The 13,048-nt window shown below is 70.2% G+C and carries 14 protein-coding genes; 5 read left to right on the plus strand and 9 right to left on the minus strand.

The genetic code is table 11. From position 1 onward, the window contains the following. From G6017_RS07565 to prfB, 5 genes are all read right to left on the minus strand, one after another. On the minus strand, positions 1–613 hold a 613-nt coding region (locus G6017_RS07565; protein WP_241731418.1), incomplete at its 3' end, for a permease-like cell division protein FtsX. Next, complete coding sequence (gene ftsE, locus G6017_RS07570) at positions 613–1,302, minus strand: cell division ATP-binding protein FtsE (RefSeq protein ID WP_182616749.1); 690 nt, start codon at positions 1,300–1,302, stop codon at positions 613–615. The genes G6017_RS07565 and ftsE, both read right to left, overlap by 1 nt. A gap of 53 nt (positions 1,303–1,355) precedes the next feature. Further along, complete coding sequence (locus tag G6017_RS07575; protein WP_182616750.1) at positions 1,356–2,030, minus strand: hypothetical protein; 675 nt, start codon at positions 2,028–2,030, stop codon at positions 1,356–1,358. After that, a complete protein-coding gene (locus tag G6017_RS07580) occupies positions 2,030–2,926 on the minus strand; it encodes a mechanosensitive ion channel domain-containing protein (protein ID WP_182609624.1) in 897 nt (298 codons plus the stop codon). Before G6017_RS07580 ends, G6017_RS07575 begins: the two co-directional genes overlap by 1 nt. Then, complete coding sequence (gene prfB, locus G6017_RS07585) at positions 2,923–4,032, minus strand: peptide chain release factor 2 (RefSeq protein WP_179524822.1); 1,110 nt, start codon at positions 4,030–4,032, stop codon at positions 2,923–2,925. Before prfB ends, G6017_RS07580 begins: the two co-directional genes overlap by 4 nt. A gap of 166 nt (positions 4,033–4,198) precedes the next feature. Here prfB and G6017_RS07590 point away from each other — a divergent pair, with 166 nt between their 5' ends. The 4 genes from G6017_RS07590 to G6017_RS07605 all read left to right on the plus strand — a co-directional run bounded on the left by G6017_RS07590 (position 4,199) and on the right by G6017_RS07605 (position 8,415). Then, positions 4,199–5,008, plus strand: a complete 810-nt coding sequence (locus tag G6017_RS07590; protein ID WP_182616752.1) for an inositol monophosphatase family protein — start codon at positions 4,199–4,201, stop codon at positions 5,006–5,008. A gap of 120 nt (positions 5,009–5,128) precedes the next feature. Beyond that, positions 5,129–6,535 (plus strand): acyl-CoA dehydrogenase family protein, encoded by a 1,407-nt coding sequence (locus G6017_RS07595; RefSeq protein WP_182616754.1) that lies wholly within the window; start codon positions 5,129–5,131, stop codon positions 6,533–6,535. Between the two features lie 49 nt (positions 6,536–6,584). After that, positions 6,585–7,790: an acyl-CoA dehydrogenase family protein gene (locus tag G6017_RS07600; RefSeq protein WP_182616756.1), complete on the plus strand. Its 1,206-nt coding sequence runs from the start codon at positions 6,585–6,587 to the stop codon at positions 7,788–7,790. Between the two features lie 136 nt (positions 7,791–7,926). Next, a complete protein-coding gene (locus G6017_RS07605) occupies positions 7,927–8,415 on the plus strand; it encodes a GAF domain-containing protein (protein ID WP_182616758.1) in 489 nt (162 codons plus the stop codon). Positions 8,416–8,433: 18 nt separating this feature from the next. Here the strand turns inward: G6017_RS07605 and G6017_RS07610 are convergent, their stop codons facing one another. The 3 genes from G6017_RS07610 to G6017_RS07620 all read right to left on the minus strand — a co-directional run bounded on the left by G6017_RS07610 (position 8,434) and on the right by G6017_RS07620 (position 10,514). After that, positions 8,434–8,964, minus strand: a complete 531-nt coding sequence (locus G6017_RS07610) for a hypothetical protein (protein ID WP_182616759.1) — start codon at positions 8,962–8,964, stop codon at positions 8,434–8,436. A gap of 87 nt (positions 8,965–9,051) precedes the next feature. After that, positions 9,052–9,762, minus strand: coding sequence for a chymotrypsin family serine protease (locus tag G6017_RS07615; protein ID WP_182616761.1), 711 nt, complete (start codon positions 9,760–9,762; stop codon positions 9,052–9,054). 149 nt (positions 9,763–9,911) lie between these two features. Next, positions 9,912–10,514 carry a TetR/AcrR family transcriptional regulator gene (locus tag G6017_RS07620; protein WP_179524815.1) on the minus strand — a complete coding sequence of 201 codons (603 nt, stop codon included), beginning with the start codon at positions 10,512–10,514 and terminating at the stop codon, positions 9,912–9,914. A 157-nt stretch (positions 10,515–10,671) separates the two neighbouring features. Here G6017_RS07620 and G6017_RS07625 point away from each other — a divergent pair, with 157 nt between their 5' ends. Further along, on the plus strand, positions 10,672–11,832 hold the full coding sequence (locus tag G6017_RS07625; RefSeq protein WP_182616763.1) for an acyl-CoA dehydrogenase family protein: 1,161 nt from the start codon (positions 10,672–10,674) through the stop codon (positions 11,830–11,832). 10 nt (positions 11,833–11,842) lie between these two features. On the opposite strand, the gene G6017_RS07630 is transcribed toward G6017_RS07625, so the two are convergent. After that, complete coding sequence (locus G6017_RS07630; RefSeq protein ID WP_182616764.1) at positions 11,843–12,949, minus strand: FAD-dependent oxidoreductase; 1,107 nt, start codon at positions 12,947–12,949, stop codon at positions 11,843–11,845. Between the last annotated feature and the right edge of the window lie 99 nt (positions 12,950–13,048).

Consider the following 13,048-nt stretch of genomic DNA (forward strand, 5'->3'; position numbering starts at 1 on the left):
CGGTCCGGCGGGTGAAGGCCGCGATCTGCGTCATGTTGGCGATGAGCAGGACGGTGGCCAGGAGCTGGACCACCGCGACGGCGAACGCGGCGTTCCGGATGCCGTCCAGGACGGAGAAGACGCGCTCGACCAGCTCCCCCTGTCCCTGCACGACCTCGATCCCCGCGACACCCTCCAAGTCCTCGGCCACGGATTCCGCGCGGGTGGGGTCGTCGAGGGTGAGCGTGAATCGCGACCCCAGGGCGTCCGGGGAGGTCGACTCCACCAGGACGGGGTCGGTGGAGGCGAAGAGCTCGACGAACTCCTCGTACGTCTCCTGCGGGTTCTTGTACTCCACCGAGGCCACGCCGGCCGTGGCCTCCAACTCGTCCCGGATCTCACCGCACGCCGAGGTGCAGTCGGGGTCCTCGAGGGAGATGGCCCGGTCCACGTAGACACGGAACTCGTTGAGGTAGTCGTATTTGACCTGGCTGGCCGAGGCGGTCATGACCACCAGCACCCCGGCGCCGAGCATCGCCAACGCGACGGCGGTGGTGATGATCATGGCCAGCGTCATCGACAGGTTGCGGCGCAGGCCCTGTGCGACCTCGGACGCGATGAACCGCGCGGCCATCAGCGCCCCACCCCGTAGGTGCCGCGGGAGTCGTCGCGGACGACCCTTCCGTCGACCAACTCCACCACGCGGCGTCGCGAGCGGTCGACGATGTGTCGGTCGTGCGTGGCCATGAGGACCGTGGTCCCGGTCCGGTTGATCCGGTCGAGCAGCAGCATGATGTCCTCGCTGGTCTCGGGGTCGAGGTTGCCGGTCGGCTCGTCGGCGAGCAACAGCCTCGGTCGGTTGACGAACGCCCTCGCGATCGCCACACGTTGCTGTTCACCGCCGGAGAGCTCGTGCGGTCGGCGACCGGCCTCACGACCCAGACCCACCATCTCGAGCGTCTCGGGGACGACCTTGTCGATCGTCCGGCGGGACTTACCGATCACCTGCAGCGCGAACGCCACGTTCTCGGCCACGGTCTTGTCCGGCAGCAGACGGAAATCCTGGAAGACGCAGCCGAGCGAGCGACGCAGCGACGGCACGGACGAGGCCTTCATCCTGGTGAGGTCGTGGCCGGCGACGACCAGGGTCCCGGAGTCGGGCCGGTCCTCGCGGAGCAACAGGCGCAGGAAGGTCGACTTTCCCGACCCGGAGGCGCCGATGAGGAAGGCGAACTCGCCCTCGGCGATCTCGACGGTCACGTCGGACAGAGCCGGACGCGTCGAGGACGCGTACGACTTGGTCACATGGGAAGCACTGATCACTCGAGTAGCGTAGCGCTACTCCAGTCACACGGCAGGCAAAGGACCCTTCGGTGTCAGCTCGTGGTCACGGGATTCCCACCGGCCCCGGCGTCGCCGGAATCCTCTCCCTGCTGCGCCTGCTCCTGCGGCGACTGTTCCTGCGGTGACTGCTGCGGCGGCGCCTGCTGCCCGGTCGCTCCCGTGGGGGACGTCGGGGTCTGGCGTCCCGGCGGCGGCGTCGTTCCGGTGACCGGCGGGGACGTCTGCGGAGTGGCGGTCGGAACCGTCGTCTGGTCGACCGTGGTCCCCGGGGTCGGCGACTCCTCGACGGGTGTCGTCCCCTCGGCCGGCGCGGGCGGTTCGGTCTCGGCGGTGTCCGTCTGGGGCGGTGGGGTACCGAAACTGGCGACCGGCTGGTCCTTGACCAGCGAATAGAGCATCGCGAACAGGACGAACGCCACCAGCAGGATCGCGGTGGTCCGCGACATCCTGAAGAACTCCCCGAGCAGGGACACGATCTTCGGTCGCGGCCGACGGGACGGCGCATCGGGATCAGTGGTCCCCCCGAGACCCAGCGGATCGCCGCTGATCAGGGGCTCACGCGTGGTCGCCGCCTCGGTCCGCGCGCTGTCCTCGGCCTCCGGGCCGAGCTCGCGGGACGAGACCGCGTCGGAGGTCGTGGACTCAGGTGTGTGGTCGTCGGGCGTGTGGTCTTCGGCTGTCGTGTCGTCGTCTCGGCGCTCGGCCATCACGCGCTCCCCTCTCCGGTCTGCGGTCGGAGCATGCCCGCCCGGATCGCGGCCAGGGCCTCGGGCTCCAGAACGATCCCCTCCGCGCGGAACCGACGCAGGATGACCGCGCGCATCCGTCGGCCCACCTCCCACTGCATGCCGGGCTTGGTCCGGGCCAGCAACCGGATCACGGTCTGCTCCAGCCGGATCGACTGCACACCCATCACGGTGGGTTCGTCCAGGACGTACTGGCCCACCCGCTCGTCGTCGGTGATCTCGCGACAGACCTGTGCGAGCACCTCGTTGGCCTTGTCCATGTCGGCGTTGTTGGGCACCGGGACGTCGATGATCGCACGCGCCCAGTCCTGCGACTGGTTGATCGCGGTGACGATCTGGCCGTTAGGGACGATCACCGCCTCGCCGTCGAGGGTCCGCAGGCGGGTGATGCGCAGGGTGACGTCCTCGACGGTTCCCGCGGTGACGCCCGTCGCAGTGGTGAGCTCCACGATGTCGCCGTAGCCGTATTGACGCTCGGCCAGGACGAAGAACCCGGCCAGGAAGTCCTGGACGATCTTCTGGGCACCGAAGCCCAGCGCCGCACCGAGCACGGTGGCCGGGGCGACGAGTGCGACCAGGTTGACGCCGAAGCGCAGGAGGATCTGGATTCCGAACAGGATGTACAGCACGCCCACGGCGACGTACGAGATCACCTGGATCAGCGAGTGGAGGTGCTTGGACTCCTCCGACCAGAAATCCTCGTCGGTGTGTTTGGCGTCGATCCGACCGGTCCACATCCGCGCGATCTTGGCGATCACCCGCGTCATCAGGGCGGCGCCCAGCACGAGGAGGACGACCTCGAGGCCGTTGTTGCTGAGCCAATTCAGGATGGGATTGAAGTCAGTCTGGAACCTCACTCCGCGTCGGCCCCCTCCCGCATCCGCCACCGGATGCCCGCCTCGATGAACCCGTCCAGGTCGCCGTCCAGGACCGCCGACGGGTTGTTGACCTCGAACTCCGTCCGCAGGTCCTTGACCATCTGGTACGGGTGCAGGACGTACGACCGCATCTGGTTACCCCAGGAGGCGTTGCCGCCCGAACCGAGCGCGTCCATGGCGGCCCGCTCCTCCTGTTGCTTGCGTGCGAGCAGCTTGGCCTGCAGGACCTTCATGGCCGCGACCTTGTTCTGCAACTGCGACTTCTCGTTCTGACACGTCACCACGATCCCGGTGGGGACGTGGGTGAGGCGGACCGCCGAGTCGGTCGTGTTGACGGACTGCCCGCCGGGGCCGGACGAGCGGTAGACGTCGACGCGCACCTCGTTCTCGTTGACCTCGATCGAGTCGGTCGTCTCCACCACCGGCAGCACCTCGACCTCGGCGAACGAGGTCTGCCGCCTGCCCTGGTTGTCGAACGGGCTGATGCGGACGAGTCGGTGGGTCCCCTGCTCGACGGAGAGTGTGCCGTACATGTACGGGTCATGGACGACGAAGGTCGCCGACTTGATGCCCGCCTCCTCCGCGTACGAGGTGTCGTACACCTCGACCTTGTGGCCGGCCTTCTCCGCCCACCGCACGTACATGCGCATGAGCATCTCGGCGAAGTCCGCGGCATCGACACCGCCGGCACCGGCACGGATGTTGACCACGGCCTCACGCTGGTCGTACTCGCCGCTGAGCATCGTCTTGACCTCGATCGCCTCGACGTCCTCACGCAGCTGGAGGCGCTCGGCGTCCGCGTCCTCGACAGCTCCGTCCCCCTCCTCCTCCGCCAGCTCGTACATCAGCGGGAGGTCCTCGATGCGTTGGCGCAGCTCGCGACACCTGCGCAGGTCGGCCTGGATGTAGGAGAGCTCGCTGGTGACCTTCTGCGCCCGGTCCTGGTCGTTCCACAGGTCGGGGTCGGCGGCCATCTGCTCCAGCTCGTCGACACGGCGGGCGAGCTCCTCGATGTCGAGGACCTTCTCGACCGTAGTCATGGTGGCGTCGAGGGCTGCGATGTCGGCGGAAACGTCGGGGTGCACGGGATCCAACTCTACGCGGCCGGGCGTCCGCCCCGCGTTTCCCCACCCGCCACCCTCCCGCGGTCCGGCGCACACCCCGTCGTCGACTCACGGGGGTAGCGTCGCGGGCGACGGACCCGCTACCGCCCGAGGTCAGCGGGCCACTGCGGCCCAGCGGAGGAAACCGATGTCCCCTGAGACCCGCCACCTGCGCCCTCCGTCCGACGAGGCCGTCGCCCCGATGACGGACGCGGACCTGGCCGCCAGACTCGTCGTCGACGCCGGGTCCCTGGCTCGACGTCTGCGCGAGGACGGCCTGGACGTCCGTCACAAGACCTCGGTCTCCGACGTGGTCACCGAGGCCGACAGGGCCGCCGAACGCCAGATCACCGCCCTCCTGGCCGGCCACCGCCCTGACGACGGGGTCCTCGGCGAGGAGGGCACCCTGGTCCCCGGTCGTCACGAACGCAGGTGGGTCGTGGACCCGGTCGACGGGACCTACAACTTCGTCAGCGGCTCGGACTACTGGTGTTCGGCCGTGGCCGTCACCGGGCCCGACGACTACCTGCTCGGGGCCGTCCACCGGCCCGTCACCGGGGACACCTTCGTCGGGGGTTCGGACGTACCCACCCGTCGGAACGGCGTCCCCGTGACCCGCCTCACCCCCGGCGACCTCGCCGCCGGCAGTCTGGCCACCTATCTCCACCCTCCGTTCTTCGCCGACCCCGACCTCGCCGACCCCTTCCACCGGGTCAGCCGCGGTGCGGCGACGATCCGGATGCTCGGATCGGGCTCCGTCGACCTGGCGTCGGTCGCCTGCGGCGTCCACTCGGTGTGGTGTCAGCACTCGTGCCCGGAGTGGGACTGGCTCCCCGGACGGGCCCTGGTCGAGGGCGCGGGTGGGCTCTGCGCGACCGTCGAGGTGAACGGCTACGACTGGTTCGTGGCGGGCCGTCCGGGGGCCGTCGAGCACGCCGTGGCGCTCCTCCGGGGCTGAGCCCGAGGCTCTCACCAGGGGCTGGGACGACTTGAGGGCAAAGTCTGGCGTTCGGAACTTACTCCGAAGTAAGATGTCCACGACAGCACCGTCCACCGTCCGTCACGAGAACAGCTGGTGATGATGAGCAAGAACCCCACGTCCCCGTCCACCACCGGACGCGCGGAGGCCTCCACCCCGGGTAAGAACCCCACGAGGATCGACGCGATCGGAGCCGCGATGCGCGCGCTCACGACGATCACCGGGTCGGAGTTCGCCGAGCGCTTCAATCTGCGCCAGAAGGTCGACCGGGTCACCTACGAGGCCACCAAGACCGGCTTCAAGACCCTCGGCGCCGCCACCAAGTCGTTCAAGAAGGTCTCCGGATCCGGCGCGCCCAAGCGTCTGCCCGACGCCGACTCCGAGGCGAGGCCCGACCTGTTCGACCTCACCCTGGACGACGACCAGCAGATGATCGTCGAGACAGTCCGGGACTTCGCCGCCGAGGTCATCCGGCCGGCCGCGCACGACGCCGACGCCGCCGCCGAGGCACCCGCGTCGCTGCTCGAGCGCTCGGCCGAGATCGGCGCCACCATGCTCAACGTGCCCGAGGAGTTCGAGGGCATCGCGTCCGAGCGCGGTGTGGTGACCAACTCGCTGGTCGCCGAGGCCCTGGCCTACGGCGACATGGGCCTGGCCCTGCCGATCCTGGCCCCCTCCGGCGTGGCCACCACCCTGACGCAGTTCGGCTCGGACACCCAGCAGAAGTCATACCTCCCGGCGTTCGCCTCCGAGCAGGTCCCCGCCGCCGCCGTCGTGGTGGCCGAGCCGCAGCCACTCTTCGACCCGTTCAATCTCAAGACCACCGCCACCCGCACCGTCGGCGGGTTCACGCTCAGCGGCGTCAAGTCGATGGTGCCCACGGCCGGCAGCGCGGAACTCTTCGTCGTCGCCGCCTCCCTCGACGGCGCGCCGACCTTCTTCGTCGTGGAATCCGACACCGACGGACTCGTGGTGGAGGCCGACCCGTCCATGGGCCTGCGCGCCGCCGGCCTCGGCCGACTCGTCCTCACCGACGTCTCCCTTCCCGCCGACGCCATCCTCGGTGGCGCTGACGTCTCGCCGGAGGACCGGTCCTCGGCCTACGCCGACGTCATCCGCCTGTCGCGTCTGGGCTGGGCCTCCCTCGCCGTGGGCACCTCCCACGCCGTCCTGGACTACGTGACCCCGTACGTCAAGGAGCGTCACGCCTTCGGCGAGCCCATCGCCCACCGGCAGGCGGTCGCGTTCGCCGTGGCCGACATGGCCACCGAACTCGACGGCATGCGCCTGGTCACCTGGCGCGGCGCCGCCCGCGCCGAACAGGGACTGTCCTTCGCCCGCGAGGCCGCGCTGGCCCGCAAGATCGCCGCGGACAAAGGTATGAAGATCGGCCTCGACGGTGTCCAGCTGCTCGGTGGCCACGGGTTCACCAAGGAACACCCGGTCGAGCGGTGGTATCGCGACCTGCGCGCCGTGGGAGTGGCCGAGGGCGTGGTGGTCCTGTGACGTCCGCCCGCTCCGCCACACTCCCGAACCGGACCAAGGACCTGAAGCGATGATCAATCTCGAAATCCCCAAGAAGCTGCAGGCGGGTGCAAACCAGGCCCGCCAGGTGGCCATGCAGATCTTCCGACCCATCTCCCGCAAGTACGACCTCGCCGAGCATGAGTACCCCGTCGAGCTGGACACCCTCAAGGCCATGATGGAGGCCATGGAGGACGCCGGTCAGGCGGCCTCCGGCGCCACCATGGGATCAGGTCGCGCACCCCGGCGCGAGGGCGTGTCCAACGGCGGCAATATGAAGTCGCTGCTCAATGCCATCGAGACCTGCTGGGGCGACGCGGGATTGACCTTGTCCGTCCCCGGCCAGGGGTTGGGTAACTCCGCCATCGCCGCCGTGGCGAGCGACGAGCAGATGCAGAAGTTCGGCCGGGTGTGGGCCTCGATGGCCATCACCGAGCCCGAATTCGGCTCCGACTCGGCCGCCGTCTCGGCCACCGCGCGGTTGGACGGCGACGAGTACGTCATCAACGGCACCAAGATCTTCGTGACCTCGGGCCAGCGCGCGGATCACATCGTGGTGTGGGCGACCCTGGACAAGAGCAAGGGCCGCGCCGCGATCAAGTCCTTCGTCGTGCCCCGGGACCATCCCGGCGTCTCCGTCGACCGGCTGGAGCACAAGCTCGGCATCCGGGCCTCGGACACGGCGCAGATCAGCTTCACCGACTGCCGGGTCCCCAAAGAGAATCTTCTGGGCGATCCGGAGGTCCGCGTGGACAAGGGCTTCGCTGGTGCCATGCAGACTTTCGACAACACCCGGCCGCTGGTCGCCGGCATGGCCGTGGGCGTCGCCCGGGCCGCGCTCGAGGAGATCCGCACCCTCCTCGAGGAGGCCGGCATGGAGATCGACTACGACCGTCCGGCCACCAGCCAGCCGGCCGCCGTCGCCAAGTACCTCGACCTCGAAGCCGACTGGGAGGCTTCCTACCTGCTCACGCTCCGCGCGGCGTGGATGGCAGACAACAAGATGCCCAACACCAAGGAGGCATCGATGTGCAAGGCCAAGGCCGGGCGCACCGGTTCCGCCGTGACCCTGGGCGCGGTCGAGCTGGCCGGCAGCTACGGCTACTCCGAACGCAGCTTCCTGGAGAAGTGGTCGCGCGACTCCAAGATCCTCGACATCTTCGAGGGCACGCAGCAGATCCAGCAGCTGGTGATCGCGCGGCGCATCCTCGACCTGTCGAGCGCCGAACTGAAGTGAGCCGCGGCCGTATGCGCGGTTGAGAACGACGGACGCCTCCGTGGATCATTGATCCGCGGAGGCGTTCCTCGTTCGCGGGGCTCGCCCTTCCCGCACCCGTCCCACCCGAGCAGGTGCCCCGAGAGGAGCAGTTCCGATGGCGGCTGACGACGTTCCCCTGTTCAGGGCCCCGATGCGGTCGAGGGACGACGCCGTGGCGGACGGGGTGGGTGTCGAGCGGGGCCTGCGCGTCGGGCTCTGCGGCATGGGCGGCCGCCTGGCGGGGCCGCCACCCTCATCGCTCGCCGAGGCGGTCGACGCCGCCGCGGCGCAGCACGACGACAGGCTGGCCCGCCGCCTCGAACGGTTCGCCCGGGTGCCCGACGGTGCATATGTGTGGACCCGGGACGTCGACGGCAACTACTGGCTCGGGCGTCTCGGGGGGCCGTGGCGCCACGACGACTCGGACGAGGCGCACGAGGTGGACCTGGTCCACGTCCGGGACTGCCGGTGGCGATCGGAGCCGACAGACCGGTCGATCGTCCCCGCCGCCGTGCGGGCCACGTTCGCCCGGGGTGGCCGCAACTGGCAGCGCATCCGGTCGGAGGCGGGTGCGGCCGAGACCGAAGAACTGTGGAGGCGATGAGGGGCGTCGAACTACGTGCTACCCGGTCAGAGCCGGATCCACGAACTGCTCGTCCGCCTCGGCCCACACGTCCTCGCGTCCGATACCGTCGGGGTCGAGCCGATCGACCGTCTCGGGTAGGTACACCATCCGCACCACCTCCTGACCGTTCTGTTCCTCCGGCTGGTCCCCGGGCGCGGTGAACGCGGTGATCTCCACCGTCCCCGACCAGTCGGACCCCTGAACGGCCCGGAGCACGGCGATCGAACCGTCCTGCGCACTCTCCACGGCGGAGGACGGGGTGGGCCCCTGCCGGATCGGGAAGTCCACGGCCACGAGTCCCGGTTCGAACTCGACGCCGGCGTCCTCCACCTCCGCCGTGATGGCGTCGGCGAGCGCCGTCTGGGGGTCCTCCGCAGCGGGCTGCGCGGACTCCTCGGCGTTACCCGTGAACAAGAACACCAGGACGCCGACGACGACCACCACGACGACCAGCGCGAGGATCATGAACATTCCGCGGCTCGCCCGGTCGCGTCGCTCGGGGGGAACAGGGGTGTCGGTGTGGGTCATGGGGTCACCTCTCGTCCGGGGTGACCCCAGTCGTACCAGGCGGGCCGGTGATCCACACCGGTTTCGGGCGGCCGGTCCGGCCGCCGGTCAGGCCATCCGGAAGCCGCGTCCGGGCCAGTTCCGGTCGGTGGCGTCGGCCACGATCGCGTCGAACGAGTACGCCAGCGCCGGGAGGAACACGGGTGACTGCACGGGGTGGAGGCAGGACGGCAGGAGAGCGCCGATGCTTCCGACCGATCCCGCGGCCGGCGGCATGTGTCCGCCGGACAGCAACCCCACGAGGCGGCCGTCGCGGGTCACGGGCCCGCCGGAGTCCCCGTATCCGGCGCAGGCGTGGCTCCAGAACTCGGCTCCGTCGCGCTGCCACGTGATGCCGCAGGTATGCCCCGTGGACATCCCGTCTTTGCAGACCACGTCGCCGAATTCCGGGGCGGGACCGCGTCCGGTGACCCCGGGTTGGCGCACGGGCACCACGACGCCCGGGTTGAGGCGGATCACCGAGTAGTCGAGGATCTCGTTGCGCGTCGCGACGGTGCCGATGACACCGGCTCCCGGGTCGCCCCGGAGGATGACCGGGGCGTTGATCCGATCGCTGCAGTGGGCGGCGGTGAAGGCGACGGGCGTGCCGGCGGCGTCGTAACCCGCCGCGGTGAGGGTGCACCCGGCAACGCCGTTGACCAGCACGGGGGTGCCCCCGGAGACCGGGATCGCGGCCTGGGCCGCGGCGGGGGCCGCGAGGGCGGTCGCACCGGCCATCACGGCGGTCACTGCGAGCTTGGCCAGACCGGTGAACCTCATGAGCGTGTCCTTCCCACCCCGGCAGACTGCCCGGGTATACGCGCTCACAGCCTAACGGGCGCGGGCTCCGACTGCACGACGGGCGCGGGCCGCCCCTCGCGGCGGCCCGGCCGTCTGACGTGCCCGGTCGAACTGAGCTCCCCTCGACCTCAGTGCCCCTCGACCGTGATCCTGATCGAGGGGCACTCGCCCGGGTCGCCACCGATATGCGCCCAGATGGCTTCGACCACGGGCCGGAGGAACAACTCCCCCACCTGGTCGACGAGCGTCCGGACCACCTGGACCTTGTCCGAGGTCCGCGTGGAGGCGAGACCCCCGCGCCGCAGCCCCTCGACCTCCCTGGTGGTGAGGTCGACGATCGCCTCCAGCAGCGGGGCCCCGCGGCCGTCGGGCTCCAGCAGGGCCCGGTTGAGGTAGCTCACGAGCTGCGGGTTCTGCCGGAGCATCTCGCGGACGGCGACGTTCCGGGCCTCCACCACCTCCGCGGCCGTCCCGGTGTGCTCCACCGTCGACAACGCCCCGACCACCCGCTCCACCACGAGATCGTCCACGGCGCGGCGCAGGCCGTCCTTGGTGCCGAAGTGGTGCTGGATCAGTCCGATCGTCACCCCGACCTCGGCGGCCACCCGGCGCATCGAGACCCTGTCCTCGCCGTACTCGGCGTACAGGGCCAGTGCGGCGTAGCGGATCCGCGCCCGCGCCGTGAGGTCCCCGTCCGCCGCCACGCCCCGGTCGGCAGTGGTTCCGGCCATGCGCCCCACCCCTTCCCCGCCCTCGAACGGCGTCTGCGTTCGGTCGATGCCTGAGACGATACCGCGACAATACGATTGCATAGCAAAGCATGCACTCGTATTGTGGTGGTCGAGCGGGGCCGCCCGGGCCCACGCGACCGACCCCTGGAGACTCCCCGTGTTCGAGACCGCCCCCTACCGCTCCCCGTGGATGACCGACGACCTGGACGCCCTCCGCGCCCACACGCGTGCGTTCCTGGACAAGGAGACCGCGCCGAACCTCGAGCGGTGGGCCGCCGAGGGCGCCGTGGACCGCGGGTTCTGGAACAAGGCCGGCGATGCGGGCCTGCTGTGCATCTCCATCCCCGAGGAGTACGGCGGCGGCGGGGGCACGTTCGCGCACGAGACGGTCATCGCCGAGGAGCAGACCCGCGCGCTCGACGACGGCTGGGGCAACTCGGTCCACAGCACGATCGTGGCCCACTACCTGCTCCAGTACGGAACGGAGGAGCAGAGGACCCGCTTCCTGCCCAAGCTCGCCACCGGCGAGATGGTGGGGGCGATCGCCATGACCGAGCCCGGAGCGGGGTCCGACCTCCAGGCGCTGCGCACCACGGCGGTCCGGGACGGCGACGACCTGGTGGTCAACGGCGCCAAGACGTTCATCTCGAACGGCATGCACTGCGACCTGCTGATCATCGTGGCCCGCACCGGCGGCGAGGGCGCCCAGGGGTTGTCCCTGCTCCTCGCCGAGACCACCGACCTGCCGGGTTTCGACCGCGGTCGCAAGCTCGACAAGATCGGTCTGAAGTACCAGGACACGATGGAGCTGTTCTTCGACGACATGCGGATCCCCGCCGCCAACATCCTCGGCGGCGAGGAGGGTGAGGGCCAGGGCTTCATCCAGCTCATGCAGCAGTTGCCCCAGGAGCGGCTCATCATCGCCGTCACCGCCGTGGCGGCGGCCGAGACCGCGGTCCGGCTCGCGATCGACTACGCCAAGGAGCGCGAGGCGTTCGGCAAGCCCATCCTGAAGTTCCAGAACCTCCGCTTCGAGCTGACCGAGTGCAAGACCGAGGCCCTGGCCGCGCGCACCCTCCTGGACCACTGCATCACCCTGCACCTGGAGGGCAAGCTGGACCCGGCCACGGCGTCCATGGCCAAGTACTTCTGCACCGACAAGCAGTGCGAGATCATCGACCGCTGCCTCCAGGTCTTCGGCGGCTACGGCTTCATGACCGAGTACCCGATCGCGCGGATGTACGCCTCCGCCCGCGTGCAGAAGATCTACGGCGGGACCAACGAGATCATGAAGGAACTGATCTCCCGGACGCTCTGATACCGGCTCATCAGATTTCGATCGTGATCGCACGGACGGCGTCACGGCCCGCCCGGTTGGCCCCCACGGTCGACTGGGACGGGCCGTAGCCGATCAGGAACAGTCGCGGCTCGTCGAGCGCCCGTCCGTCGACCACACGGATCCCCCCGGCCGGGGTGCGCAGACCGAGCGGCGCCAGGTGGGAGACGGCGGGCCGGAACCCGGTGGCCCACAGGATCGCGTCGGCGGGTTCGAGCGTCCCGTCCGGCATCCGCACCCCGTCGGGCTCGATCCGGGTGAACATCGGGTGTCGGACGAGCGCCCCGCGGGCCTCCGCGCGATCGATCCACGGGGTGCGGTACATGCCGGTCACCCGGATCACGCTCTCCGGCGCCAGCCCCATGGCCGTGCGCTCGGCGACCGCGGAGATGGCGGCCGAGAAGTTCTCCGGGGGCGGTCCCGTGGCCCACTCGATCTCCCGTCGGGTCACCCAGAAGGTGTCGGCCACGCGCGAGATCTCCTCGAGCAGCTGGGTCGCCGAGATCCCCGAGCCCACGACCACCACGCGCTGCCCGGCGAACTCCTCGGCCCGGACGTAGTCGTGGACGTGGACGTGGCGCCCGCGGAAGCTCTCGCGGCCGGGGTAGTGCGGCCAGAAGGGTCGCGTCCACGTCCCCGTGGCGTTGATGACGTACCGCGCGTGCCACACCTCGTCGTCGTCACCGGCCCCGTCGGACCGGGTGGTGACGACGACGAGGCGGCCGTCTCCCGTGCCGTCCCGCCGGTCCGGGGTGCGGCGCACCTGCCGCACCCACACCGGTCGCCTGACCCCCAGCGAGAACCGCTCCTCGTAGTCGGCGAAGTAGGCGGGCAACACCTCCCGGCTGGGCAGTGCGGGATCCACCTCGGGCACCGGGACGCCTGGGAGCCCGAAGATCCCGTTGACGGTGCTCATGGTGAGCGACTCCCACCGGTGCCGCCACGCCCCGCCGGGGCCGTCCTCGCCGTCGAGCATGACGTAGGTCCGATCGCCGGCGGTGGACCGGTCGGCGGGGACGAAGCCCCGGCGCTGCAGGTGGTACCCGGCGGACAGTCCGGCCTGCCCCGCACCGATCACCACCACGTCGACGTCGATCATCACGACATCATCGTCGCGCACCGGCCTCGGGGCGGGTGACCGGGCGGGTGGCCGGGCGGGTCATGCGGGAGCCGAGCGGTGCGCGCGGGCGATGCCGGC

Source organism: Dietzia sp. B44 (assembly GCF_014145245.1).
Classification (GTDB): Bacteria; Actinomycetota; Actinomycetes; order Mycobacteriales; family Mycobacteriaceae; genus Dietzia; species Dietzia natronolimnaea.